The organism is Salmonella sp. 2020_1395, assembly GCF_043848115.1.
In the GTDB taxonomy this organism is placed as follows: Bacteria; Pseudomonadota; Gammaproteobacteria; order Enterobacterales; family Enterobacteriaceae; genus Salmonella; species Salmonella enterica.
The window spans coordinates 16,589-42,856 of the sequence record NZ_JBCMFH010000017.1 but is presented as its reverse complement, the minus strand read 5'-3'; the positions used below and the strand labels follow the sequence as shown (position 1 = coordinate 42,856).

The following is a 26,268-nucleotide window of genomic DNA, read 5'->3' as shown; positions in this document are numbered from 1 at the left end:
TAATGACGGTAACAAGCATGTTAGACAATGTTTTAAGAATTGCCACACGCCAAAGTCCCCTTGCGCTTTGGCAGGCACATTATGTCAAAGACGCATTGATGGCAACCCATCCGGGACTGACGGTAGAACTGGTGCCGATGGTCACACGCGGCGACGTGATCCTTGATACTCCCCTGGCGAAAGTGGGCGGTAAGGGACTGTTTGTTAAAGAGCTTGAAATCGCGCTGCTGGAAAAACGCGCTGATATCGCCGTGCACTCTATGAAAGACGTTCCGGTGGCCTTCCCGGACGGTCTCGGTCTGGTGACCATTTGCGAGCGCGAAGATCCGCGCGACGCGTTTGTCTCGAATAAATATCACAGTCTGGACGATCTGCCCGCGGGTAGTATCGTCGGGACGTCCAGTTTGCGTCGCCAGTGTCAACTGGCGGAACGCCGTCCGGACCTCATTATCCGTTCGTTGCGCGGCAACGTCGGCACACGTCTCGGCAAGCTGGACAACGGCGACTATGACGCCATTATCCTGGCCGTGGCCGGTCTGAAACGCTTAGGTCTGGAGTCGCGCATTCGCACAGCCTTGCCGCCCGACGTTTCGCTTCCTGCCGTAGGCCAGGGCGCCGTCGGGATTGAGTGTCGTCTTGACGACGCGCGAACGCAGGCGCTGCTCGCACCGTTGAATCACTCGCAAACCGCGCTGCGCGTAACGGCGGAACGCGCTATGAACACCCGCCTGGAAGGCGGTTGTCAGGTGCCGATTGGCAGCTATGCAGAAATCATCAACGGTGAAATTTGGTTACGCGCGCTGGTTGGCGCGCCGGACGGTTCGGTGATGGTGCGCGGCGAACGTCGTGGTTCTCCCGAGCAGGCGGAGCAAATGGGCATCTCGCTTGCAGAGGAACTGCTGGAAAACGGCGCGCGCGCGATTCTGACGGAAGTTTATAACGGCGAGACGCCCGCATGAGTATTCTGATCACCCGCCCCTCTCCCGCAGGGGAAGCATTAGTGAGCCGTCTGCGCGCACTGGGGCAGGTGGCCTGGAGTTTTCCACTGATTGAATTTGTCGCCGGCCGGGAGCTACCCACCCTGGCCGACCGCCTGGCGACGCTGACGGAAAACGATCTGGTTTTTGCCCTTTCACAGCACGCCGTCGCCTTTGCTCACGCCCAGCTCCAGCGGGATGGCCGAAACTGGCCTGCGTCGCCGCGCTATTTCGCGATTGGCCGCACCACGGCGCTCGCCCTTCATACCGTTAGCGGGTTCGATATTCGTTATCCATTGGATCGGGAAATCAGCGAAGCCTTGCTACAATTACCTGAATTACAAAATATTGCGGGCAAACGCGCGCTAATTTTGCGTGGCAATGGCGGCCGCGAACTGCTGGGCGAAACCCTGACAGCTCGCGGAGCCGAAGTCAGTTTTTGTGAATGTTATCAACGATGTGCGAAACATTACGATGGCGCGGAAGAAGCGATGCGCTGGCATACTCGCGGCGTAACAACGCTTGTTGTTACCAGCGGCGAGATGTTGCAACGGCTCTGGTCGCTGACTCCCCAGTGGTATCGTGAGCACTGGTTACTACGCTGTCGGCTATTGGTCGTCAGTGAGCGTCTGGCGCACCTCGCCCGGGAACTGGGCTGGCAAGATATTAAGGTCGCTGATAACGCCGACAACGATGCGCTGTTGCGCGCATTACAATAACTCTCATAATGGGATGCCATAATGACGGAACAAGAAAAATCCTCCGCCGTGGTTGATGAGACCAGGGAGAGCGTGGAAACCACGCCACAGCCAGTTAATACCGAGAAAAAAAGTAAGAACGGCGCCGCGCTGGTATTAAGCGCGGTGGCGATTGCGATTGCCCTGGCGGCAGGTATTGGGCTTTATGGCTGGGGGAAACAGCAAGCAACCGCGCAAACGGAAACCAGCGATGCGCTGGCGACGCAACTGACCGCCTTGCAAAAGGCGCAGGAGAGCCAAAAAGCGGAGCTGGAAGGGATTATCAAAAAACAAGCGGCGCAGTTAGATGACGCGAATCGCCAACAGGCGGCGCTGGCGAAACAGCTTGATGAAGTACAACAAAAAGTCGCCACCATTTCCGGCAGCGATGCTAAAACCTGGCTGCTGGCGCAGGCTGATTTCCTGGTGAAACTCGCCGGACGTAAGCTGTGGAGCGATCAGGACGTCACTACCGCCGCTGCGCTGCTCAAAAGCGCTGACGCCAGTCTGGCGGACATGAACGACCCCAGCCTGATTACCGCACGACGCGCGATTACTGACGATATCGCCAGCCTGTCATCCGTTGCGCAGATCGACTACGACGGCATTATTCTCAAACTCAATCAGCTCTCTAACCAAATCGATAACCTGCGTCTGGCGGATAACGATACCGATGGTTCGCCGATGGATTCAGACAGCAGCGAGCTGTCCAGCTCGCTAAGCGAATGGCGCGTTAACCTGCAAAAAAGCTGGCAGAACTTTATGGACAGCTTTATTACCATTCGTCGCCGCGATGATACCGCCGTACCGCTGTTGGCGCCCAACCAGGACGTCTATTTACGCGAAAATATTCGCTCCCGCCTGTTAGTCGCCGCGCAGGCCGTGCCACGCCATCAGGAAGAAACATACCGTCAGGCGCTGGATAACGTTTCGACCTGGGTTCGCGCTTATTACGATACTGACGACGCCGCGACAAAAGCTTTCCTGGAGGAAGTCGATAAATTAAGCCAGCAAAATATCACGATGGATCTGCCGGAAACTCTGGGAAGCCAGGCGATTCTTGAAAAACTGATGCAAACCCGCGTGCGTAATCTGCTGGCGCAACCGACAGTCTCTACGGCAGCGCCTGCCACGCAGACAGACGCTCCGGCAGCCGCGCCGCAAGGAGAATAATGATGCTAAAAGTATTATTGCTCTTTGTGTTGTTGCTCGCGGGTATCGTGGTCGGCCCGATGATAGCCGGTCACCAGGGCTATGTGTTAATCCAGACCGATACCTACAACATTGAAACCAGCGTCACCGGCCTGGCGATCATTCTCATCGTCGCTATGGTGGTGCTATTCGCCATTGAGTGGTTACTACGCCGTCTGTTTCGTACCGGCACGCACACCCGCGGTTGGTTTGCCGGTCGTAAACGCCGTCGCGCTCGCAAGCAGACCGAACAGGCGCTGCTGAAGCTGGCGGAGGGCGACTATCAGCAGGTTGAAAAGCTGATGTCAAAAAATGCCGACCATGCTGAACAACCGGTGGTAAATTATCTGCTGGCGGCAGAAGCGGCGCAGCAGCGCGGCGATGAAGCACGCGCTAATCAGCACCTTGAACGTGCGGCAGAGCTGGCGGGGAACGACACCATCCCGGTCGAGATCACGCGCGTGCGCTTACAGCTGGCGCGCAATGAAAATCACGCAGCGCGTCACGGCGTGGACAAACTGCTGGAGGTCACGCCGCGTCACCCGGAAGTTCTGCGTCTGGCGGAGCAGGCCTATATTCGCACCAGCGCATGGAGTTCTTTACTGGATATCATCCCATCCATGGCGAAAGCGCACGTCGGCGATGAAGCGCATCGCGCCATGCTCGAACAACAGGCGTGGATAGGACTCATGGATCAGGCGCGTGCCGAGCAGGGCAGCGAAGGATTACGCACCTGGTGGAAAAACCAAAGCCGTAAAACCCGCCATCAGGTGGCGCTGCAGGTCGCAATGGCCGAGCATCTGATCGAGTGTGACGATCATGATATGGCGCAGCAGATTATCATCGACGGTCTGAAACGCCAGTATGACGATCGGCTGGTGCTGCCCATTCCTCGCCTCAGAACCAATAATCCGGAACAACTGGAGAAAGTGCTGCGTCAGCAAATCAAGACGGTAGGCGATCGCCCGCTGTTATGGAGCACGCTCGGCCAGTCGCTAATGAAACACGGTGAATGGCAGGAGGCGACTCTGGCTTTCCGCGCCGCGCTGAAACAACGCCCGGACGCGTATGATTATGCCTGGCTTGCCGATGCGCTTGATCGACTGCATCAACCGGAAGAGGCCGCCGCCATGCGGCGCGATGGCTTGATGCTGACATTACAGAACAATCCCCCGCAGTAATTCCCTCTTGCCCGGTGGCGCTTCGCTTACCGGGCTTACCGCCTACGCAAAATCATTCGGAATGCATAAAAAAACGCCTGCCCGGTTAAGAGGCAGGCGTCAAAACAGGTCTGTATGACAACATAAAGGGGTGCTTCACTCAACGTTGTGTCCAGGGTGTTTGATGAGGCGTAAGCGACATCTGTCAGTGGACGATAAGCACCGTAAACGGCTCTGCATCATTCCTGAGTTTATGAGGCCAGAAGGCGAACATAAGAGATGGAATGAGCATCTACCCGTACATTATTGCACATAACGTACCATCTTTGCACCGCTAAAAAACAGGCGCAGGCATTAAAAAAACGTAGAGAATTCACGCGATTGTCATCCCCCCGCCGCTGGCGAGGTTTTAGCATGTCGCCCGGCGGAGACAGAACAGGATGCTTTTTATAAAGTGATTATAAATCAATAGATTATTCGTCACCGAATAGCGACAAATAAAGTCTGGGATATCGCCAATAAACCATAATGGCAACACGTGCGGGATAAGTAGTTGAAAATGAACAGAAAACAAAAAACCCCGCCGAAGCGGGGTTCAAAATTGGTCGGCGAGAGAGGATTCGAACCTCCGACCCACTGGTCCCAAACCAGTTGCGCTACCAAGCTGCGCTACTCGCCGATATACTGCTTTTTTGAATTTTTAGTTCAATTCATTGAGTCGTGGTGCGAGGGGGGGGACTTGAACCCCCACGTCCGTAAGGACACTAACACCTGAAGCTAGCGCGTCTACCAATTCCGCCACCTTCGCGTTTCACAACTCTATATTAATGGGGTGGCTAATGGGATTCGAACCCACGACAACTGGAATCACAATCCAGGGCTCTACCAACTGAGCTATAGCCACCACTGAAACTTTTTACGCGGTATTAAACCACCGCAGCTCAAGCACCTAAATAAATGGTACGCCCGACAGGATTCGAACCTGAGACCTCTGCCTCCGGAGGGCAGCGCTCTATCCAGCTGAGCTACGGGCGCTTAGCGCCGTTGCGGGGGTGGATAATACGGACTTCACACCCCGCTGTCCAGTGCCTTTTTAAATAAAATGCGCATTTGGTTATGCTTTGCGCATTTTGGCGCTTATTCCCCCACCTTGTGGGCGGTTCCGTGACGATTCAGACCGAAAACTTTGTAGACCAGCGTGACGGCCAGCAGGAAGATGACGCCGACAAACAGCGACATGCGCGTATCTTCATTAAAGTACATGCCGATTAAAACGCAAACCAGAAACGCCATCGTCAAATAGTTCGCCCACGGAAACATAATGGAACGAAAAGGATGATCCGCAATCGCTTCTTTATGCGCCCGACGAAAGCGCAGTTGGCTAATCAGAATGACAAACCACGGCACCATCCCCGGCAGTACGCTGGCGCTATAAACGTAAACAAAGACGCGCTGCGGATTGGGGATGATGTAGTTCAGGCAAGAACCTACCAGCAAAATCAAAATAGAGAGCGCCACGCCCGCGACCGGCACGCCGTGGCGAGAGACTTTCGCGACTGCCGCCGGCAGTTGACGGTTTTTCGCCAGCGCGTAAAGCATACGCCCACAGCTATACATTCCGCTGTTACAGCCGGAGAGCGCCGCCGTCAGCACGACAAAGTTGATAATGCCTGCCGCGGCGGTGATGCCGATTTTCGCGAAGGTGAGCACAAAGGGGCTGCCGTTGCTGCCAATCTCATTCCACGGGAAAATGGTGACGATCACGAAAATCGCGCCAACATAAAAAATCAGGATACGCCACAGCACTTTACCCACCGCGCTACGCAACGTCACCTGCGGATTCTTCGCTTCACCGGCGGTAATACCGATCAACTCAACCCCTTGATAAGAGGCCACCACGATACATAATGCGGTCAGAAAGCCTTTCCAGCCGCCGGCAAAAAAGCCGCCATGCTCGGTCAGATTACCAAAGCCAATCGCCTGGCCGCCGTTACCAAAGCCGAAGAAAATCACCCCCAGACCGATGATGATCATCACAATAATCGTGGTGACTTTGATCATCGCAAACCAGAACTCGATTTCACCATACAGGCGCACCGCAGCCAGATTCGCCAACGCGACCAGTCCGACGGCAATCAGCGCCGGTATCCACTGCGCCATCTCCGGAAACCAGAACTGGACGTAGACCCCAATGGCGGTAATTTCCGAGATCCCGACCGCCATCCACATAAACCAGTATGACCAGGCGGTAAGATAGCCAAAAAAAGGACTCATATACCGGTGGGCGTACACGGCAAAGGAGCCGGTAACAGGTTCCAGAAAGAGCATCTCCCCCATCGAACGCATGATGAAAAAGACGAACAATCCGGCGATGATATACGCCAGCAGCACTGACGGGCCCGCCCATTTCAGCGTACTGGCGGCGCCCATAAAGAGTCCGACGCCGATGGTGCCCCCGAGGGCAATCAATTCAATATGACGAGCTTCCAGCCCACGCTGTAGCTCCGGTTTTTTCTCTGCCATAAATCCTCATGTCGTGTTTGCAACGGTTCCGGTAGTACCGGTTATTGTTATGGGTACATCGATTGTTGCGAATATTTTCTTAAATTTGGACAAATGGCAAATGGAGCATTAAAAAATGCACTTATTGTGTAAGAAATCATCGATTATGTTGTAAATGAGCAGCGCCATAAGCACAATCCGCTGCTCAAGTCATCAGAAGGGAGAATTAGAGATCGCCAGTATAGTGCCAGCGAAGGTAGCGCAGCAGACGCACCTGGCGGGTAATACGCTTCGGTTGAGAAAGCAGACGATACAACCACTCCAGCCCCAGGTTCTGCCATATTTTTGGGGCGCGTTTGACGTGACCGGTAAACACATCATAGGTACCGCCCACCCCCATATATAGCGCATGGGGATGCACTTCCCGACAATCGCGCATTAGCAATTCCTGTTTTGGCGATCCCATCGCGACGGTGACAATTTTCGCGCCGCTGGCATGGATACGCGCAAATAGCGCCTGACGCTGCTCCGGCGTAAAGTAACCGTCCTGGCTACCCACAATATTGACGTTCCACTGCGTCCGCAGTTTTGCTTCCGTCTGCGCCAGCACCTCAGGCTTGCCGCCGACAAGAAATACCGGTGTGCCTTCTTTCCCCGCGCGCGCCATTAACGCTTCCCAAAGGTCGGCGCCAGCCACACGAGAAACCTGCGCCTGCGGAAATTTTTTACGTATTGAACGCACCACGCTGATGCCATCGGCATATTTAAATTCCGCCGCCGCTATCAACGCGCGGACTTCCGGATTATCTTCCGCCGTCAGCAGCTTTTCGGCGTTGATCGCCACCAACGTGCCTTGCTTCAGTTGACCATCGGCAAACAGATAATTCAGCGCATGTGACATGTCGCGCCAGCCAATCAGAGGTAACCCGCGCAGCGAGTAAAGGGGCGCAGCGGCATTATTGGTCATAGTTTTCCTTCCACCTGTGCCTGAGGGAGCGAAGTTGTACGTTTATGAATCAGTCCGGCGCTATCAAATAACCAGAACAGAAGCTTAGCGACCAGCAGGCTGGCGCCAAAAACCACCAGGAAGAAAACCACGCGCGAAACAAACGAATCCAGCCCTTCTCGCGCCAGCACAATCATATTAAAGATGGCGCCAAAGCAGAAACTGTGCAGAATCGCCGCCTTATAGCGATTGGGCTCCCGGTTACCCAGTTCATACAGCCAGTCGAACCATTTGATAATCAGCCCGACGACGATCGCGCCGAGCGGAATAAACAGCGCCCCGCCCATGACCACCAGCGATCCGATAAGCGTTGGCGATATCGCCAGGCCAGAATGGTTGTTCAGGACTTCCCAGGTGAAGTAATTCGCAGAATTCAGCACGATACTGGGTCGTCCCGGCCATAACCAGGTGGGAATAAAGACGTAGAAATCACGCACGATAGGGGCCAGCCCCTGAAAATCGATATTGTGGTAATTTTGCAACAGCAGCGCCAGATTCTCCCACGGCGAAAAGGTATCGCGCGTCAGATAAAGAAACGTATAGAACGCCTCATCGCCGCTCACATTTAATCCGTAGCGTTTGAGCGCCAGCCAGAACATACCGACAATCCCCAGCACGCCCGCCGCCACCAGCATCCACAGGCTGATCCAGCCCCGAATAATGCCGATAAACAGGAAGATAGCAAACGCAATAATGATGTTAGCGCGCGTGCCGCCGACAATCATGTAGGTCAACAGGCCAAACGCGACGGTGCTCACCAGAAAGAACAGCCACGCTTTGCTGTCCTGGCGCAGGAAATAGACCACCAGCATCGCCGGAATGAAGAAATAGAAGAACCGTTTTAACGCCACGCCGGAGACTTCGCTGGAAAAGATCTGGCTGTAGGAGTGCAGCCGGAACAGCAAAAAGCCGTTATGCATAAAGAAAATCGCCACGCTCACCAGCGCGATGCCCATCAGGATCACCCAGGTAAGGTGGGTTTCCACCCGGTTCATGGTAAATAGCGGCTTGCGTGGTACATCCACAACGCGTTTGCGTAAACGCGTTTTATAGGTCACGTAATACACGCCGTAGAAACAGGCGGCGGATAATAGAGCCTGCAATAAGATTTCCGGCGGCGCGACGCCAACGTCGAAACGAAATACCAGCACGCTGGTTAGCGGAAAACCAAAAAAGAAGGTCAACAAAAACAGCAACGAAAAGAAAACGTTGAAGTTAAAACGCACGCGGCGGAATTCAAACCAGGTCAGCGTGGCGATAAACAGCGTAGAGAGCAGCCAGACCACCAGCAGCCCGCTGAATTGCATTAAACTCATTCGGCTTCTCCTGCGGCGATTCTCAACGCATTATGCCACGGTTGCAGGTAGTTGGGGCTAAAGAAGGTGATGCCGCTTTTATCTACCGATGCGAGCTGACGCTGCGCCTCGCGCACGACCTGCTCATTAAGATCGTCCGTGGTAAACAGGACGGGCAGATGCTGTTCCGCCATATCCTGCCAGAAAGGATTGTCGCGGTTCAGTACGCACGGGATATCGGCCTGAATTAGCAGACATAACGTCCCGATCCCCTGTTGGCGGGCAAAAATAAAATAACCGAGGTCGCACTGGCGCAACAGCGCAAGATAGGTATCAAATTCCATTTTTTCGCTAAGAATTTGTAGATTTTCGGCGCTAAATAGCGCCAGACCGGCCTGACGAACCTCATCAATATAGGCCTGGTTATTGGCCGGATAGCCCATCGGCACCACCACGTTTACCGTGTCGCCAAACTGCTGATACACCGCCCGTAACGCCGCAATATGTTGGTTACTGCGATCGCCGGAGTTCCCTACCAAAATGGTCAATTTCCCCGCACGTTGGCGCTCTTTTGCCATAGCATTCAGGGAAGGGTCCATGCGCGTCGGGAAATAGAGCAACTCGCCGCGTACGCCCGGGTGCTGGCGCGCAAAATAGCTGAGATCGCCGCGCGTCGCGAATACGCCCCCTACTCGCCCCTGCGCGATACGACGAAGCGGGTAGAAAAGGCGGAATTTCAGCCCGTGGGACACTTCGTAGAGATCCGCGCCCCAGATATGCCAGTAAAACTGAGCTGGCTTAATACCGCCGCTTAACAGCGCCAGCCACAGGCTGGTGTTGAACTGACCGTGAAAGAAGAATCTTTGTCGACGATTTGCTTTCGCTTTGGCGATGACCGCCTGCGCCAGCGCTTTCTTACTGCCATAAAAACGAAGCGAGAGCGCCGGACAGCTTTCCGTGAAGCCGTTATCCTCGCCGGCAACCATAAATTCGCGCGCGTGCTCGCTTGTGGCGGCCAGCGTATCATTGAAAAACCGCAGCACGGTGTGGTTATGGTGAGGGATATCCGATCCCAGGACGTGAATCAGTACAGTCATGCTCGCCTACGCCAGAGTAAAAATACGCCGCAACAAAGTGAAAAATAGACAATATAGGTGGCCATATAAGCCTGTGCCGCACCCAGCGCGCCGTGAGCGGGAATCAGCCAGTGAGCGAACACCGTTAACAGAATGAACTGGCTAATTTCAGCCAGAATGTAAAATCGCAACGACGCTTTGGCAATCACCAGATAACCGAAAACATAGGCGCCGACTTTCAGCACGTCGCCCACTAACTGCCAGGCGAACAGATCGCGCATCGCGGTGAATTTGGCGGAAAAAAGCAGCCAGATAGCAAAATCGCGCAGTAGCCAGACGGTAAAACTCGCCGCCGCAACCGCTGGTAAAACAAATTTCAGCGCTTTTACCACTTCACGCGTAATGTCCTGTTTTTCCGTCAGGCGTGAGAGCGTGGGTAACAGGTAAACGCTGAAGGAGGCGGTGATAAATTGCAGATAGGCGTCAGAAATACTGCTTACGCCCTGCCAGATCCCGACATCGCTCCAGCTATAGTGCGCGGCCAGTTGGTTTCGCATCATCACATAGGCGACCGGCATCGTAACGGAGGTAATCAGCGCCATCAGGGTAAATTTACTGAGCTGCCCTGCCAGACCATTGTCCCAGGAGGGCTTGAGATAGCGTAGCGGGACGGTGCCGCGCTTAATCAGTATCATACCGGCTGGTACTACTACCAGCGCCGGCACCAGCGCCAGACCAAGCAGAGCGCCTTCATAACCGCCGACACGGTAGCAGAGATACCAGGCGGCGACGCCCAAAAAGCTGCCGACAATTAACGATAAGGCATTACCCGACGCGTCACGAAAGCCCTTCATTAGCGCCAGCAGCAGGTTCGCCCAGGCGATCCCCATTTGTACCAGCGCAACCAGACGCACCAGCCCTTGATAGTCCGTGTGACCGAACAATCCCTGGCTAATCGGCGCCGCCGCCAGCAGGAAGACCAGCGCCAGCAGCGTAGAGAACCCCAATACCATCGCGGAGGAGGTTCCCACCACGGTACGTAACTGCGCCGGGTCATCATGATGTTGTGCGACGAGTTTGGTAACGCCGTTAAATATCCCGGCACCAGCCAATACGCCCAGCACGGTGATCATCTGGCGGAAGTTACCCGCTTGTCCCACGCCCGCCGGGCCAAAAGAGACGGCCAGTAGTTTCACCACCAGCAGTCCGGCGCCAATTTTTACCAGCGTACTGACCGCCGTCCACAGGGAGGCTTTAGCAAGCGACATATCAGGAGAAATAATTTAGCAAGGTAGTAATCACCGTTCGTTGATCGACGGGCGCAAGGTTATAAAACAGCGGCAGACGCAGCAAACGTTCGCTCTCTTTTGTGGTGTAGACATCGTCCCCGATAAACTCGCCGAATTTATCGCCCGCCGGACAATCATGCAGCGGAATGTAATGGAATACCGCCATGATTTCCGCCTCTTTCAGGAAATTAATCAGCGCGCTGCGATCGGCGATATCCCGCAGTTTGATGTAAAACATATGGGCATTATGCCCGCAGTTTTCCGGAATAGAAGGCAGCTCGATACGCCCGGCGCGCGCCAGCGGCGTTAACGCATCGTAGTAAGTCTGCCACAGCGACAGACGCTGTTGATTGATACGATCGGCGGCCTCCAGTTGCGCCCACAGATAGGCAGCCTGCAGATCGGACATCAAATAACTGGAGCCGATATCCCGCCAGGTGTATTTATCCACCTGACCACGGAAGAACTGGCTACGGTTGGTGCCTTTTTCGCGGATGATCTCCGCGCGTTCAATCAGCGTACGATCGTTGATCAGCGTCGCGCCGCCTTCGCCGCCAGCGGTGTAATTTTTGGTTTCATGGAAGCTAAAACAGCCGATGTGACCGATCGTCCCTAACGCGCGTCCTTTGTACGTGGACATCACACCCTGGGCGGCATCCTCGACAACGAACAGATTATACTTATCCGCCAGCGCCATGATGACATCCATTTCACAAGCGACGCCAGCGTAGTGTACCGGCACGATAGCGCGGGTTTTATCAGTAATCGCCGCCTCAATCAGCGTTTCGTCAATATTCATCGTATCCGGACGAATATCGACAAATACAATTTTCGCGCCGCGCAGGACAAAAGCGTTAGCGGTGGAGACAAACGTAAAGCTCGGCATGATCACTTCATCGCCGGGCTGAATATCCAACAACAGAGCCGCCATCTCCAGCGATGCGGTACAGGAAGGCGTTAGCAACACCTTCGCGCTGCCGAAATGTTGCTCCAGCCACTGCTGGCAACGACGCGTAAAGCCGCCGTCGCCGCACAGTTTGCCGCTGCTCATTGCAGACTGCATGTATTCGAGTTCGGTTCCCACCACCGGCGGCGCATTAAAAGGAATCATGTTGTCACCTGTATAACCAGTACGCAGTGCTTTCGATGTTGGCACCGCTTTGTATGTAACGTTTAAGCGCGGCGGTGTTGCCCAACTGGGTCGCCACCCGCAATGTTGCTTTGCCGCGACTCTGCGCCCAACAGATCGCCGCCTGCATAAGTTCCGCTCCCGCGCCGCGTCCGGCCAACAGACCGATGCGCGCGTCGGTATCATTCAATTCCCGCAGCGAGACGTAACCGCGGATAGCGCCTGTCTCCGTGCGAAGCACCAGGCATTGGTGATCAAACGTGCCGCGTACCGCATTCTCAATCCACTGGGCGTAAAAACGGGCGCTGGCGTCGGGCGCATACCACGGCGCGCGAAAACGACTCTGCGTAAACGCCTCTCCGGCCAACTGACGCAAAGCAGGAATGTCTTTAAGATGTGCAATTTCCGCGCCATGCTGGTCGCGATGCCCTTTTACCGGCAACGCAAAATCCACCTCGCCTTCAACCAAAGAGAATCCCAGCGATTGCAACGCCGACAGCCAGGCGATGTTTTCAGCCGGCACTTTTACCTGCACGCGTTGCCACGCCTGCAGCGCTTCTGGCGTTAATTCGGGCGCTGAGGCATCGATACGCACAATGCCGCTATTCACGCCAAAAAACGTATTTTCCCAGAGTAACGGTTCAATACTGGCGCGGACGGGCACGGAGCAACTCCAGTAAATATTGGCCATAGCCGGTTTTTTCAAGCTGACTGGCGGCGCGTTTCAAACCATCATCATCCAGCCAGCCGTTGCGCCAGGCAATCTCCTCCAGACAGGCAATTTTGAAGCCCTGGCGCTTTGATACGCCGCGCGTAATGGGATGCAACCGGGTACCGGAACCTCCCGCCAGAATGATGCCTTTCATTCGTTTCTCCTCCAGGAGTAAGAACCTGCCGTTTAGCGTTTCAGACCTAAGCGTTCGCCCTGATAACTGCCATCCTGCACGGGTTTCCACCAGGCCTCATTGGCGAGATACCACTGAACGGTTTTTCGCATCCCGCTTTCGAAGGTTTCCTGCGGCGTCCAGCCCAGCTCGCGGGCGATTTTCGACGCGTCGATGGCATAACGTAAGTCATGGCCGGGTCGATCGTCGACGAAGGTAATCAGATCGTGATAATTCGCTACACCCTGCGGTTTTTGCGGGGCCAGTTCTTCCAGCAGAGCGCAGATCGTCCTGACCACATCCAGATTTTTACGTTCGTTATGACCACCGATATTATACGTTTCGCCCACCGCACCGTTCGTCACCACGTGATACAACGCACGGGCATGATCCTCTACATACAGCCAGTCGCGAATTTGCTGACCGTTGCCATAGACCGGCAATGGTTTACCCGCCAGCGCGTTCAGAATCATCAGCGGGATCAGTTTTTCCGGGAAATGGTAGGGCCCGTAGTTATTAGAGCAGTTGGTGACAAGCGTAGGCAGACCGTAGGTACGTAACCAGGCGCGTACCAGATGGTCGCTGCTGGCTTTGGAGGCGGAATAAGGACTGCTTGGCGCATATGGCGTGGTTTCGGTGAAGAAATCGTCTGCAGTATGCAGATCGCCATACACTTCATCGGTGGAGATATGGTGGAAGCGGAACGCCGCTTTAGCGTCCGCGTCAAGCGCGGACCAGTAAGCGCGAGCGGCTTCCAGCAAGGTGTAAGTACCAACGATATTCGTTTCAATAAACGCCGCCGGGCCGTCGATGGAACGGTCTACATGGCTTTCCGCCGCCAGGTGCATCACGCTATCGGGCTGATACTGCTGGAAAACTCGCTCCAGTGATGCCCGATCGCAGATATCCACCTTCTCAAAGGCGAAACGGTCGCTTTGCGCCACCGACGCCAGAGACATCAGGTTGCCCGCATAGGTGAGTTTATCCACCACCACCACCGCGTCTGCCGTTTCATGGATGATATGCCGCACCACCGCAGATCCGATAAAGCCTGCGCCGCCGGTCACCAGAATGCGTTTCATCAGCGCCAGACTCCTTTGGTATCAACCACATAACGTTGATGAACCGCATCGCCGGGAATCGCTTTAAATTCGTCGTGATCGACCAGCATCACCAGCACATCGGCGGCGGCCAGCGCCGCGTCCAGTTTCGCCAGCGTGCAAAGTCCGTCCAATTTTTTCGGCAACTGATGGATATTCGGTTCGACGACCAGGGTTTCGCCGCTGTGCCAGCGGGCGATACTTTGCGCGATCCCCATCGCCGGGCTTTCGCGCAGATCGTCGATATTCGGCTTAAAGGCCAGCCCAAAACAGGCGATTTTCACTTCGCTGGCGCGTTTATCGGTGGCCGCCAGGCAATCTGCGACCGCGGCTTTTACCTGATCGACCACCCAGTGCGGTTTGCCGTCGTTCACTTCACGCGCGGTGCGAATCAGTCTCGCCTGCTGCGGATTTTGCGCCACAATAAACCACGGATCGACCGCAATGCAGTGCCCGCCAACGCCTGGACCCGGCTGCAGAATATTGACGCGCGGATGGCGGTTCGCCAGACGGATCAATTCCCAGACGTTAATCCCCTGTTCGGCGCAAATCAGCGACAATTCATTCGCAAAAGCGATATTCACATCACGGAAGCTATTTTCCGTCAGCTTGCACATCTCTGCGGTGCGCGAATTGGTGACAACGCATTCGCCCTCAAGGAAAATTTTGTACAGCGCGCTGGCGCGAGCCGAACATACTGGCGTCATACCGCCAATCACGCGGTCATTTTTAATGAGTTCCACCATCACCTGACCCGGCAGCACGCGCTCCGGACAATAGGCGATATTCACGTCGGCCTGCTCGCCCGCCTGCTGGGGAAAGGTCAGATCCGGGCGCATCCCGGCCAGCCAGCCGGCCATTTGCTCCGTTGCGCCGACCGGCGATGTTGATTCCAGAATCACCAGTGCCCCTTTTTTTAATACCGGCGCAATGGATTTCGCCGCGGCTTCCACATAGGCCATGTCAGGGTCGTGATCGCCTTTGAATGGCGTCGGCACGGCAATCAGGTACGCATCGGCCTCGACAGGTGTCGTCGTCGCACGCAGAAAGCCGCCCTCCACCGCCATCTTCACCACATTGCCCAACGCCGGCTCCACGATGTGAATTTCACCGCGATTTATGGTGTCTACCGCATGTTGGTTGATATCCACGCCGATAACCTGCTTCTGGCGGGAAGCAAAAGCGGCCGCAGTCGGTAATCCGATATACCCCAGCCCAATAACAGAAATGGTCGTAAAACTCATAACGATACCCGATAACTTTTTAACGCCTGTAAAATGCGCGCGCATGATTGCCCGTCACCATAAGGATTATGGGCGCGGCTCATGGTTTGATATTCATTTTCGTCGTGCAGCAGACGCATAACTTCCGCCACAATGCGCCGGGAGTCCGTGCCGATCAGTCTTACCGTACCTGCGGTAATGGCTTCCGGACGCTCTGTGGTTTCACGCATGACCAATACCGGCTTACCTAATGACGGCGCTTCTTCCTGAATACCGCCGGAATCGGTCAGAATGAGCCAGGCGTGATTCATCAGCCAGACAAAAGGTAAGTAGTCCTGCGGCTCAATCAGTACCACGTTTTCAACATGGCCGAGGATACGGTTGACAGGTTCGCTGACGTTGGGATTGAGATGCACCGGATAGACAATTTGCACATTCTGGTTCGCGGCGGCGATTTCCGCCAGCGCCTGGCAGATATGCTCAAAGCCCTGACCAAAGCTTTCACGCCGATGACCGGTCACCAAAATCATCTTCTTATTCGCGTTGAGGAAAGGATACTGCTCGGCCAGTTCAGCCTGTAATGTATCGCTCGTCAGAACGCGATCGCGTACCCAGATCAGCGCGTCGATAACGGTATTGCCAGTGACAAAAATGCGCTCATCCGGAATGTTCTCCCGCAACAGATTCTGCCGCGAGTTTTCCGTCGGCGCAAAGTGGTACATCGCCAGATGTCCGGTCAGCGTGCGGTTTGCCTCTTCCGGCCAGGGGGAATAGAGATCGCCGGTTCGCAACCCAGCTTCTACGTGCCCTACCGGAATTCGTTGATAGAAAGCCGCCAGGCTGGTAGCAATCGTAGTGGTGGTATCTCCATGAACCAGCACCACATCAGGTTTAAAATCTGCCAGGATCGGCTTTAATCCCTCCAGAATTCGGCAGGTAATTTCCGTCAACCCCTGTCCCGGCTGCATAATGTTGAGATCGAAATCAGGCACAATAGAAAAAAGAGTTAATACCTGATCAAGCATCTCCCGATGCTGCGCAGTAACGCATACTTTGGCCTCGAAATGAGGATCTTTTTCCAGCGCATGGACCAGAGGCGCCATCTTAATGGCCTCCGGTCGTGTACCAAATACAGTCAGTACTTTCACATCGATTCTCTTCGAATAGACAGTAGGGGCCCAGCCCCCTACTGCAGAGGTGTTGCTAAATCGTGCGGCGACGGGTTAAGGCAACGCCCGCACCGATTAGCGCCCCAACGATACCCCACATAATCATCAGGAAGGCTCGGCGTGGGCTATCACGTTTTACCGGTTCTTCCGGCGTACGCAAATAACGATAGGTCTGAAAACGAGGGTCCAGGGTCGGCCCCACATTAAGCGTATTCAACATTGCCCGATTTTGAAAGTAGTCCAAATCGAACGCAGGGCCAACCGCTTGCAGATTTTCAAGACGCGCCTGCAACATAGGGCGACCGAGTAAAAAAAGCTCTGAGTCCGGTAATTCATCCGCCGGGACATCCGTCGCGCTACGAGAAATATTATGTTGTTCCGCAATTTTGAGCGCCTGCTCAATACTGTTTACACGACGCGAATAGATCGCTTTCGCAACCTCTTCCTGCCGTTTGACCTGGGCTTTCATCTGCACGGTACGCGCAGCCCAGGCACCTTTTAATTCATCATTCAGATGGCTCGCCGCCCGCTGGCTGGCGAATGCGACATACTGACGCAGCAGATTATTGGCGTCCGGCGCAGTTTCAGCAATCAGCTTCACATTGTCGTTGATGGCGCGTGTAAAATCGCCGGGCGTAAACTGTATGTTATTGATTAGTTCATCAAGCATCGCCGCATCAGCTTTGCTATTCCCGACCATTCGCTGCTTGTAATAGTCCGTCTGTAACCAGAAATCGCGACGCGTATCCCAGGAGGCAAGTTGCATGATGAACTCTTTATACGCTTCATCCATCACCGAGGGCTTATCGGAAGAAGAGGGATCGGTCTTAATATCCAGGTTGCGCAGAAACTGCTGCTGGGAGTAATAACCGCCCAACATATTTACGGTTGGGCGATCGGTGATCGCCGTCGCACTCCACTCCTGACGAGCAAAAAAGGTATAGGCTAACGCGATAAGGGCAAATAGCAGGCCAATGCCGATAATCCAGTATTTGCCAGCCCATAAAGTACGAAACAACCCGCGAATATCCAGTTCATTTTCAGCGCTCACCGCGCGTGCCCCCGGTAATGGTTGTGTCATCGTATCCTCATTTACTTGGTTAAGTTTGGCCGGTTCTCACGTTGCCTGCGCAGGCGACGCTTCACACGCTTAATAAATCTCGCCACCTTCCAGGCCCGCTTAATGCAGTAGCCATAGAGGAAGAATGCTAGCAAAAAGAGCACCAACATAACCCATTCAGGAACAAAATGAGAGTATTCTGCCGTTACGCCTACTCCCGCCAGAATCGCCGCTGCGAGCGTAATAAGAACAAATGCCTGGCGGGAAGTAAACCCTGCTCGCATAACCAAATGATGAATATGTTGGCGATCAGGGGAAAAGGGGCTCATCCCTTTACGCAGACGGCGATACATAATCGCCACCATATCCATCAATGGAATAGCGATAATCCATAGCGCGGTAACCGGGCTGATAGAGTGAGTTTTCCCCTGCGTCGTTTCCAGTAAGAGCCAGATGACGGTAAAGCCAATCAGTGTACTACCGGCATCGCCCATAAAGACTTTATAACGCCGCCCCAAAATACCGAGATTAAGCATAATGTAAGGCAGAATCGCGGCGATCATGGCAAAGCACCACATTGCCAGACTAGTCTGACCATCAAACCATAAAATCAGCCCCATCGCCGCAAATGAGACGCTGGATAACCCACCTAGCAGGCCGTCAATACCGTCAACCATATTGAAAGCGTTGATCGCCGCCCATACCGCAAACAGCGTAAGGAAATAGCCAAAGGGGCCAAGCACTAACTCCCAAGGCCCAAAGATGTAACCAAGGCTACCTAAGTGAAGTTTTGCGATAACCATCATTACAACCGCAATAACAGCCTGAACCACAGCACGGATTTTTACACTGATATCAAAACGGTCATCCATCGCACCAACAAAAACCAATACACCAGCGCAAATAAGATATAGCGATAAGTGCGGTATGTAGTAATCCGAGAGGCCAAACATAAAGCAGATTCCTGCAAACACAGAAATCCCGCCGACTAATGGGATAACACCCTGATGTCGTTTACGAAAGTTTGGTTTATCCACTAAACCAATTTTTATGGCTACTTTTCGCGCAAGAAAAATAAAAATGGTTGTGAATAAAAAAATACTGATTAGCTCAGATAAAGCGGTGAGTAACTTCACAGTGTATGTGCTCTCAGCATATATCATTTCCTTAAAGTATAATGCGTTACGCCAGCTCCTAGAAGAGACCTGTTAGAACATTACACTTTTTACCGCAAACAATGTGTATTGTGCATGGTGTTACTCTGTAGCGCATATCCCGATGACCAGTTTATATGACATGACGCTAAGATGAATCGCAAAACAAAAACGCCACGTAAAAACGTGGCGTTTTCAGGTAAAGACCAGGTTATGAGCGCTTCATCATCTCGAAAAAGTCGTCATTAGTTTTGGTCATCGCCAGTTTGTTAATGAGGAATTCCATCGCGTCAATTTCACCCATCGGATGGATGATTTTACGCAGGATCCACATTTTCTGCAGCTCTTCCTGAGTGGTGAGCAGCTCTTCTTTACGGGTACCGGAACGGTTGTAGTCGATAGCCGGGAAGACACGTTTTTCAGCGATCTTACGCGAGAGATGCAGCTCCATGTTACCGGTGCCTTTAAACTCTTCGTAGATAACTTCGTCCATCTTGGAACCGGTATCGATCAGCGCCGTCGCGATGATAGTCAGGCTACCGCCCTCTTCCACGTTACGCGCCGCGCCGAAGAAACGCTTCGGACGATGCAGGGCGTTAGCGTCCACACCACCGGTCAATACTTTACCGGAAGCCGGCACCACGGTGTTGTAGGCACGCGCCAGACGGGTGATGGAGTCGAGCAGGATGATGACGTCTTTCTTGTGTTCAACCAGACGTTTCGCCTTCTCGATAACCATTTCGGCAACCTGAACGTGGCGGGATGCCGGTTCGTCAAAGGTAGAGGCAACAACTTCGCCTTTCACCAGACGCTGCATCTCGGTTACTTCTTCCGGACGTTCGTCAATCAGCAGCACCATCAGCACGCAGTCTGGGTGGTTATACGCGATGCTCTGCGCGATGTTCTGCAGCAGCATGGTTTTACCCGCCTTCGGCGGCGCGACAATCAGACCGCGCTGGCCGCGACCGATCGGCGAAGCCAGATCCAAAACGCGCGCCGTTAAGTCTTCGGTAGAACCGTTACCACGCTCCATACGCAGACGAGAGTTTGCGTGCAGCGGGGTTAAGTTCTCAAAGAGGATTTTGTTACGGGCGTTTTCCGGTTTGTCGTAGTTAACTTCGTTAACTTTCAACAGCGCAAAATAGCGTTCACCTTCTTTCGGCGGGCGAATCTTACCAGAAATGGTATCACCAGTGCGGAGGTTGAAACGGCGGATTTGGCTGGGGGAAACGTAGATATCATCAGGACCGGCGAGGTAGGAGCTGTCTGCAGAACGGAGGAAACCAAATCCATCCTGCAATATCTCCAGCACACCGTCGCCAAAGATATCTTCGCCACTCTTTGCGTGCTGCTTCAGGATGGCAAAAATAATGTCCTGCTTGCGCATACGGGCCAGGTTTTCCAGCCCCATACTTTCGCCGAGAGTGATCAGCTCAGAAACCGGCGTATTCTTTAATTCGGTAAGATTCATAATGGTGTGAGTTCTTAAACTTGGGGTAAATCTCGAACTTAATGTTGTGAATGGTATGGCAGGGTCATCCATGCCTGTTTACGGCTATCAACTCATGTCTGTTCGCTGTCTGGTCACAGGAAAGTACGCAGAACTGAAACGACAAGACGGAATGAGCGAAGAGCCAGGAATCTTTCCACTTCTCGTGCGAGAAAAAACGGGAAGTGACGGATAAAACCAGATTCAAACTTAATAAGGTATGTTTAATTCGAAGTCAATACTAACTTAGCACGACTCAGACCGGGCGTCCAGAGATCCTGACAATTTAAGAATAACGTAAGGACAACAGACGCCACGAAACTGCCTGATACCTTAATCATTCGTCGAATGACAGACGCCTGACCATACAGCGCCTTTGTCATTCGACGTATAAAAGGTATTACGCCAGATTGGCGTCGAGAAACTCTTTCAACTGACCTTTAGACAGTGCGCCTACTTTGGTTGCCGCCACTTCGCCGTTTTTAAACAGCAGCAGAGTCGGAATACCGCGGATGCCATATTTAGGCGCAGTACCAGGGTTCTGGTCAATGTTCAGTTTGGCAACGGTCAATTTGCCCTGATATTCGTCAGCGATTTCATCCAGAATCGGAGCGATCATTTTACACGGCCCGCACCACTCTGCCCAGAAATCAACGAGGATAGCCCCGTCCGCTTTGAGTACATCCGTGTCAAAACTGTCGTCAGTCAGGTGAATAATTTTATCGCTCATATATAACTCCACAGGAATAAGCCTGGCGTGTTGGTGTAGCATTAACCAACGAGGTGCTGATGTTAACTTCGCCAACAAAGGTTGACTTTATTTCACCGGATACGCTTTCGTAAAGCAATAGTAAGCTGATATTCTACCACACTATGAGCAAAACACATTTAACAGAACAGAAGTTTTCCGACTTCGCCCTGCACCCACAGGTGGTTGAAGCCCTTGAAAAAAAAGGGTTTTATAATTGTACGCCCATTCAGGCACTGGCCCTTCCGCTAACGCTGGCGGGTCGTGACGTTGCAGGGCAGGCGCAAACCGGTACCGGGAAAACGATGGCGTTTCTGACGTCAACGTTTCATTATTTACTTTCTCATCCCGCGATCGACGATCGCAAGGTGAACCAGCCGCGCGCGCTGATCATGGCGCCGACGCGTGAATTAGCCGTACAAATTCACGCAGACGCGGAGCCGTTGGCGCAAGCGACAGGCTTAAAATTAGGCCTGGCTTACGGCGGCGATGGTTACGACAAGCAGCTTAAAGTGCTGGAAAGCGGCGTTGATATTCTTATTGGTACGACGGGCCGACTGATCGACTACGCCAAACAAAACCACATTAACCTCGGCGCCATTCAGGTCGTCGTACTCGATGAAGCCGATCGCATGTACGATTTGGGCTTTATTAAAGATATCCGCTGGCTGTTCCGTCGTATGCCGCCGGCTGCGCAGCGTCTGAACATGTTGTTCTCCGCCACCCTGTCTTATCGGGTTCGCGAGCTGGCGTTTGAACAGATGAACAACGCCGAATATGTTGAAGTGGAACCGGAGCAAAAGACCGGCCACCGCATTAAAGAAGAGCTTTTCTACCCCTCTAATGAAGAGAAAATGCGTTTACTGCAAACGCTGATCGAAGAAGAGTGGCCGGATCGCGCCATTATTTTCGCCAACACCAAGCATCGTTGCGAAGATATCTGGGGACATCTGGCGGCAGATGGCCATCGTGTTGGTCTGCTGACCGGCGACGTCGCGCAGAAAAAGCGCCTGCGGATTCTGGATGAGTTCACCCGCGGCGATCTGGATATTCTTGTGGCGACCGATGTCGCGGCGCGCGGGTTGCATATCCCCGCCGTAACGCACGTCTTTAACTACGATCTGCCAGACGATTGTGAAGACTATGTTCACCGTATCGGTCGTACCGGTCGCGCTGGCGCCAGCGGACATTCCATCAGCCTGGCTTGCGAAGAGTATGCGCTGAATCTGCCCGCCATTGAGAGCTATATCGGCCACTCGATTCCGGTCAGCAAATACAATCCGGAAGCGCTCATGAACGATCTGCCCAAGCCGTTGCGTCTGACGCGTTCGCGTCCTGGCAATGGTCCGCGCCGCGCTGGCGCTCCGCGTAATCGTCGTCGTTCAGGTTAAGAAAAGTTATGCCATACACAAAATCATTTAGCCTGTATCAAGGCGGCAAGAAAACAAATCCCGATGAGCTTAGGAAGAGTACGCAGCCAACATGGATACAGGTTGAAGGATGAAGTGTATGAATTCCACCTCTTTGTATGCCGCCATTGATCTCGGTTCCAATAGTTTTCATATGCTGGTCGTGCGCGAGGCGGCGGGAAGCATCCAGACGCTGACCCGAATAAAACGCAAGGTGCGTCTGGCCGCGGGTCTGAACAACGACAACCACCTTTCGGCCGAAGCGATGGAACGCGGCTGGCAATGCCTGCGTCTGTTTGCTGAACGTTTGCAGGATATCCCGCAGCCACAAATCCGCGTGGTTGCCACCGCAACATTGCGTCTCGCCGTCAATGCGGGCGAATTTATCGCGAAAGCGCAGACTATCCTTGGTTGTCCGGTGCAGGTTATCAGCGGCGAAGAAGAGGCGCGGCTGATTTATCAGGGAGTCGCTCATACCACCGGCGGCGCAGATCAGCGACTGGTGGTGGATATCGGCGGCGCCAGCACTGAACTGGTTACCGGCACTGGCGCGCAAACCACGTCGCTGTTTAGCCTGTCGATGGGCTGCGTAACGTGGCTTGAACGCTATTTTAGCGATCGTAATCTGGCGCAAGAAAATTTTGATGACGCGGAGAAAGCCGCGCGCGATGTACTGCGTCCGGTCGCCGATGAACTGCGTTTTCATGGCTGGAAGGTCTGCGTGGGTGCCTCCGGCACCGTACAGGCATTGCAGGAAATCATGATGGCGCAGGGGATGGACGAGCGTATTACGCTCGCCAAACTGCAGCAGCTAAAACAACGCGCGATACAGTGCGGACGTCTGGAAGAGCTGGAAATCGAAGGCCTGACGCTGGAGCGCGCGCTGGTTTTCCCAAGCGGGCTGGCTATTCTGATCGCGATATTTACCGAGCTGAACATCCAGAGCATGACGCTGGCAGGCGGCGCGTTACGCGAAGGGCTGGTGTATGGGATGTTGCATCTGGCGGTAGATCAGGATATCCGCAGCCGCACGCTGCGGAACATTCAGCGTCGGTTTATCGTCGATACCGATCAGGCAAATCGCGTGGCGAAGCTGGCAGATAACTTCCTCAAACAGGTAGAAAATGCCTGGCATATTGAGCCTATCAGTCGTGAACTGTTGCTTAGCGCTTGCCAGTTACATGAGATCGGTCTGAGCGTTGATTTTAAACAGGCGCCCTATCATGCCGCCTATTTAGTACGCCATTTGGATCTGCCTGGCTATACGCCCGCGCAGAAAAAATTGCTCGCCACCCTCTTACTGAATCAGACCAATCCGGTCGATCTCTCTTCGCTTCATCAGCAAAACGCGGTACCGCCCCGTGTTGCGGAACAGCTATGCCGTTTGCTGCGACTGGCGATTCTTTTTGCCGGTCGCCGTCGTGACGATCTGGTACCAGAAATTACGCTACAGGCGCTAAATGAAAATCTGACGTTAACCTTGCCTGGCGACTGGCTGGCGCATCACCCGCTGGGTAAAGAGTTGATTGATCAGGAAAGCCAGTGGCAAAGCTATGTACACTGGCCGCTGGACGTTCGCTAACCGTAGTTTGATTGCCGGATGACGCTTCGCTTATCCGGCCTACGATTTCGCTCGCTTTGCCGCCATCATGGCTTTCAGATTAGCCAGATGACTTTGCCCTTTTTGCATTCGCTCCTCAGCGCTTACCACTTTGCGCTCCTGCTCCCAGATTAAATCATCCTGCGGCAGTTCTAACAAGAAGCGACTGGGTTCCGGGCGCACCAACTCCCCATACTGACGGCGCTCTTTACATAATGTAAAGGTGAGCTCTTTCTGCGCGCGAGTGATCCCGACATAGGCCAGCCGACGCTCTTCCTCAATATTATCCTCGTCAATGCTGCTTTGATGCGGCAAAAATCCTTCTTCCATTCCCACCATATAGACATACGGGAATTCCAGTCCTTTCGACGCATGAAGCGTCATCAACTGTACCTGATCCAGCTCTTCTTCGCTCTCGCCGCGCTCCATCATATCGCGCAGCGTAAAGCGTGTAACCACCTGGGTGAGTGTCATCGGCTCATCAAGTTCGTTGCCTTCCAGCATCTCAGTCATCCAGCTAAAGAGCTGGTTAACGTTTTTCATACGCATTTCCGCCGCTTTGGGGCTCGGCGAGGTTTCGTACAACCAGGATTCATAGTCAATACCGTGGATGAGATCGCGCACGGCGGCGACAGGCTCGCGTTCGGCCAGACGCTGGATTTCCCCCAGCCAGTGGGTAAAACGCGTCAATGAATCGTAACCACGTCCGGTCAGCTTCTGGCTAAGCCCCATATCAAAGCTGGCGGTAAACAGGCTTTTATTACGCGTCATTGCCCATTCACCCAGCTTTTGCAGAGTGGCCGGACCGATTTCGCGTTTTGGCGTATTCACGATGCGCAGGAAAGCGCTGTCATCATCCGGGTTGGTCAACACCCGCAGATAGGCCAGCAAGTCTTTAATCTCCGGACGGGAGAAAAATGAGGTGCCGCCGGAAATTTTGTACGGAATGCGGTTCTGCATGAGGAATTTTTCAAATACCCGCGACTGATGATTCCCGCGATACAGAATGGCGTAATCCTTGTACTGGGTCTTGTTCACAAAGTGATGGGCAATCAGTTCGCCGGTAACGCGCTCAGCTTCATGCTCTTCATTGTTTGCGCTTAACACTTTGAGTTCCGCGCCGTAACCGAGCTCGGAAAAGAGGCGCTTTTCAAAGACGTGCGGATTATTGGCGATGAGAATATTCGCCGCTTTCAGGATGCGGCCCGAAGAACGATAGTTTTGCTCCAGTTTAATCACCTGCAGCGCCGGAAAGTCCTGGCTCAGTAACACCAGGTTTTGCGGACGCGCCCCGCGCCAGGAGTAGATAGACTGATCGTCATCGCCTACGACCGTAAAGCGCGCGCGTTGCCCAACCAGCAGCTTAACCAACTCATACTGGCTGGTGTTAGTATCCTGATATTCATCCACCAGTAGATAACGAATTTTATTCTGCCAGCGCTCGCGCACCTCGTCATTGCGTTGCAGCAGCAGCGTCGGCAGCAAAATCAAATCATCAAAATCGAGAACGTTGCATGCCTTCATATGGGCGTCGTAAAGCCCGTAGCAGTGGGCAAAAATACGATCGCGTTCACCTTTCGCCCCCGCCGCTGCCTGTGCAGGCGTTTTGAGATCGTTTTTCCAGTTGGAGATCGTGGAGATCAGCTGTTGCAACAGAACCTTGTCGTCTTCGATCAGGCCTTCGGTCAGCTCTTTGAGCAAGGCGACCTGGTCGGTATCGTCAAACAATGAAAAGTTCGATTTCATCCCCAGCGCAGCGTACTCGCGCTTAATAATATCCAGCCCTAGCGTATGAAAGGTGGAGATCATCAAACCGCGCGCTTCCTTACGGCCGAGCGTCTGCCCGACGCGTTCTTTCATCTCACGCGCTGCCTTGTTGGTAAACGTCACCGCCGCAATATGCCGGGCCTGATAGCCGCATCCGCGGATCAGGTGGGCGATTTTATTGGTAATTACGCGAGTTTTACCAGAACCCGCTCCTGCCAGCACCAGGCAGGGTCCGGTGACGAATTCGACAGCGTGTTGTTGGCCGGGATTTAAACGCATGGGAATAGTGCTCAATCTTCGAAC

General features: G+C 53.7%; 23 protein-coding genes and 4 tRNA genes. 6 read left to right on the top strand and 21 right to left on the bottom strand.

Translation table 11 applies throughout. The features are described 5' to 3' along the window. Window positions 1-17 precede the first annotated feature (17 nt). From hemC to hemY, 4 genes are read left to right on the top strand one after another with little or no spacing between them, the layout of a single operon-like run. The gene (hemC, locus tag ACH0WD_RS20745) at window positions 18-959 is read left to right on the top strand and encodes a hydroxymethylbilane synthase (RefSeq protein WP_001521319.1); all 942 of its coding nucleotides are present in this window, start codon (window positions 18-20) and stop codon (window positions 957-959) included. Next, window positions 956-1,696, top strand: coding sequence for a uroporphyrinogen-III synthase (gene hemD / locus ACH0WD_RS20740; RefSeq protein WP_000025495.1), 741 nt, complete (start codon window positions 956-958; stop codon window positions 1,694-1,696). Before hemC ends, hemD begins: the two co-directional genes overlap by 4 nt. A 21-nt stretch (window positions 1,697-1,717) precedes the next feature. Continuing rightward, window positions 1,718-2,887 carry a uroporphyrinogen-III C-methyltransferase gene (gene hemX, locus ACH0WD_RS20735; protein ID WP_000138962.1) on the top strand — a complete coding sequence of 390 codons (1,170 nt, stop codon included), beginning with the start codon at window positions 1,718-1,720 and terminating at the stop codon, window positions 2,885-2,887. A 2-nt stretch (window positions 2,888-2,889) separates the two neighbouring features. Then, a complete protein-coding gene (gene hemY / locus ACH0WD_RS20730) occupies window positions 2,890-4,086 on the top strand; it encodes a protoheme IX biogenesis protein HemY (protein WP_031602463.1) in 1,197 nt (398 codons plus the stop codon). Between the two features lie 581 nt (window positions 4,087-4,667). On the opposite strand, the gene ACH0WD_RS20725 is transcribed toward hemY, so the two are convergent. The 20 genes from ACH0WD_RS20725 to trxA form a co-directional block, all read right to left on the bottom strand. Continuing rightward, window positions 4,668-4,744 (bottom strand) — tRNA-Pro (locus ACH0WD_RS20725). 42 nt (window positions 4,745-4,786) lie between these two features. After that, window positions 4,787-4,873: transfer RNA gene (locus ACH0WD_RS20720), tRNA-Leu, on the bottom strand. A 20-nt stretch (window positions 4,874-4,893) separates the two neighbouring features. Beyond that, window positions 4,894-4,969, bottom strand: a tRNA-His gene (locus ACH0WD_RS20715). Window positions 4,970-5,023: 54 nt separating this feature from the next. Further along, a tRNA-Arg gene (locus ACH0WD_RS20710) sits at window positions 5,024-5,100 on the bottom strand. 102 nt (window positions 5,101-5,202) lie between these two features. Then, window positions 5,203-6,588: an amino acid permease gene (locus ACH0WD_RS20705; protein ID WP_000818378.1), complete on the bottom strand. Its 1,386-nt coding sequence runs from the start codon at window positions 6,586-6,588 to the stop codon at window positions 5,203-5,205. Window positions 6,589-6,793: 205 nt separating this feature from the next. After that, window positions 6,794-7,534, bottom strand: a complete 741-nt coding sequence (wecG, locus tag ACH0WD_RS20700; protein ID WP_000183620.1) for a lipopolysaccharide N-acetylmannosaminouronosyltransferase — start codon at window positions 7,532-7,534, stop codon at window positions 6,794-6,796. Further along, window positions 7,531-8,889 carry an ECA oligosaccharide polymerase gene (gene wzyE, locus ACH0WD_RS20695; RefSeq protein ID WP_000055611.1) on the bottom strand — a complete coding sequence of 453 codons (1,359 nt, stop codon included), beginning with the start codon at window positions 8,887-8,889 and terminating at the stop codon, window positions 7,531-7,533. The genes wecG and wzyE overlap by 4 nt, the downstream gene beginning before the upstream one ends. Next, a complete protein-coding gene (locus ACH0WD_RS20690; protein ID WP_000217188.1) occupies window positions 8,886-9,965 on the bottom strand; it encodes a TDP-N-acetylfucosamine:lipid II N-acetylfucosaminyltransferase in 1,080 nt (359 codons plus the stop codon). Before ACH0WD_RS20690 ends, wzyE begins: the two co-directional genes overlap by 4 nt. Then, window positions 9,962-11,212, bottom strand: a complete 1,251-nt coding sequence (gene wzxE, locus ACH0WD_RS20685) for a lipid III flippase WzxE (protein ID WP_000050290.1) — start codon at window positions 11,210-11,212, stop codon at window positions 9,962-9,964. Before wzxE ends, ACH0WD_RS20690 begins: the two co-directional genes overlap by 4 nt. Window position 11,213: 1 nt before the next feature. Continuing rightward, window positions 11,214-12,344 (bottom strand): dTDP-4-amino-4,6-dideoxygalactose transaminase, encoded by a 1,131-nt coding sequence (gene rffA, locus ACH0WD_RS20680; RefSeq protein WP_000612080.1) that lies wholly within the window; start codon window positions 12,342-12,344, stop codon window positions 11,214-11,216. Between the two features lie 4 nt (window positions 12,345-12,348). After that, window positions 12,349-13,026, bottom strand: coding sequence for a dTDP-4-amino-4,6-dideoxy-D-galactose acyltransferase (gene rffC / locus ACH0WD_RS20675; RefSeq protein ID WP_001145154.1), 678 nt, complete (start codon window positions 13,024-13,026; stop codon window positions 12,349-12,351). Next, the gene (locus tag ACH0WD_RS20670; RefSeq protein WP_223148968.1) at window positions 13,004-13,318 is read right to left on the bottom strand and encodes a sugar phosphate nucleotidyltransferase; all 315 of its coding nucleotides are present in this window, start codon (window positions 13,316-13,318) and stop codon (window positions 13,004-13,006) included. The genes rffC and ACH0WD_RS20670 overlap by 23 nt, the downstream gene beginning before the upstream one ends. Beyond that, the gene (rffG, locus tag ACH0WD_RS20665) at window positions 13,261-14,328 is read right to left on the bottom strand and encodes a dTDP-glucose 4,6-dehydratase (protein WP_000822143.1); all 1,068 of its coding nucleotides are present in this window, start codon (window positions 14,326-14,328) and stop codon (window positions 13,261-13,263) included. The genes ACH0WD_RS20670 and rffG overlap by 58 nt, the downstream gene beginning before the upstream one ends. Next, the gene (gene wecC / locus ACH0WD_RS20660) at window positions 14,328-15,590 is read right to left on the bottom strand and encodes a UDP-N-acetyl-D-mannosamine dehydrogenase (protein ID WP_000011233.1); all 1,263 of its coding nucleotides are present in this window, start codon (window positions 15,588-15,590) and stop codon (window positions 14,328-14,330) included. The genes rffG and wecC overlap by 1 nt, the downstream gene beginning before the upstream one ends. After that, entirely contained in the window at window positions 15,587-16,717 is a 1,131-nt protein-coding gene (gene wecB / locus ACH0WD_RS20655) for a non-hydrolyzing UDP-N-acetylglucosamine 2-epimerase (RefSeq protein WP_000866676.1), read from the bottom strand. The genes wecC and wecB overlap by 4 nt, the downstream gene beginning before the upstream one ends. Window positions 16,718-16,772: 55 nt before the next feature. After that, a complete protein-coding gene (wzzE, locus tag ACH0WD_RS20650) occupies window positions 16,773-17,819 on the bottom strand; it encodes an ECA polysaccharide chain length modulation protein (RefSeq protein ID WP_000193420.1) in 1,047 nt (348 codons plus the stop codon). 11 nt (window positions 17,820-17,830) lie between these two features. After that, window positions 17,831-18,934 (bottom strand): UDP-N-acetylglucosamine--undecaprenyl-phosphate N-acetylglucosaminephosphotransferase, encoded by a 1,104-nt coding sequence (gene wecA / locus ACH0WD_RS20645; protein ID WP_000771937.1) that lies wholly within the window; start codon window positions 18,932-18,934, stop codon window positions 17,831-17,833. A 229-nt stretch (window positions 18,935-19,163) separates the two neighbouring features. Next, window positions 19,164-20,423 (bottom strand): transcription termination factor Rho, encoded by a 1,260-nt coding sequence (rho, locus tag ACH0WD_RS20640; protein WP_001054532.1) that lies wholly within the window; start codon window positions 20,421-20,423, stop codon window positions 19,164-19,166. An 87-nt stretch (window positions 20,424-20,510) separates the two neighbouring features. Further along, window positions 20,511-20,594: a rho operon leader peptide gene (locus ACH0WD_RS20635; RefSeq protein ID WP_134820045.1), complete on the bottom strand. Its 84-nt coding sequence runs from the start codon at window positions 20,592-20,594 to the stop codon at window positions 20,511-20,513. Window positions 20,595-20,841: 247 nt separating this feature from the next. Next, window positions 20,842-21,171 (bottom strand): thioredoxin TrxA, encoded by a 330-nt coding sequence (trxA, locus tag ACH0WD_RS20630; RefSeq protein WP_001280776.1) that lies wholly within the window; start codon window positions 21,169-21,171, stop codon window positions 20,842-20,844. A gap of 143 nt (window positions 21,172-21,314) precedes the next feature. On the opposite strand from trxA, the gene rhlB reads away from it, so the two are divergent. Together rhlB and gppA are read left to right on the top strand one after the other, a co-directional pair. After that, window positions 21,315-22,580 carry an ATP-dependent RNA helicase RhlB gene (gene rhlB, locus ACH0WD_RS20625; protein WP_000047525.1) on the top strand — a complete coding sequence of 422 codons (1,266 nt, stop codon included), beginning with the start codon at window positions 21,315-21,317 and terminating at the stop codon, window positions 22,578-22,580. 118 nt (window positions 22,581-22,698) lie between these two features. Then, window positions 22,699-24,180: a guanosine-5'-triphosphate,3'-diphosphate diphosphatase gene (gene gppA / locus ACH0WD_RS20620; RefSeq protein WP_001089447.1), complete on the top strand. Its 1,482-nt coding sequence runs from the start codon at window positions 22,699-22,701 to the stop codon at window positions 24,178-24,180. A 39-nt stretch (window positions 24,181-24,219) separates the two neighbouring features. Here the strand turns inward: gppA and rep are convergent, their stop codons facing one another. Continuing rightward, on the bottom strand, window positions 24,220-26,244 hold the full coding sequence (gene rep, locus ACH0WD_RS20615; RefSeq protein ID WP_001238842.1) for a DNA helicase Rep: 2,025 nt from the start codon (window positions 26,242-26,244) through the stop codon (window positions 24,220-24,222). Window positions 26,245-26,268 lie beyond the last annotated feature (24 nt).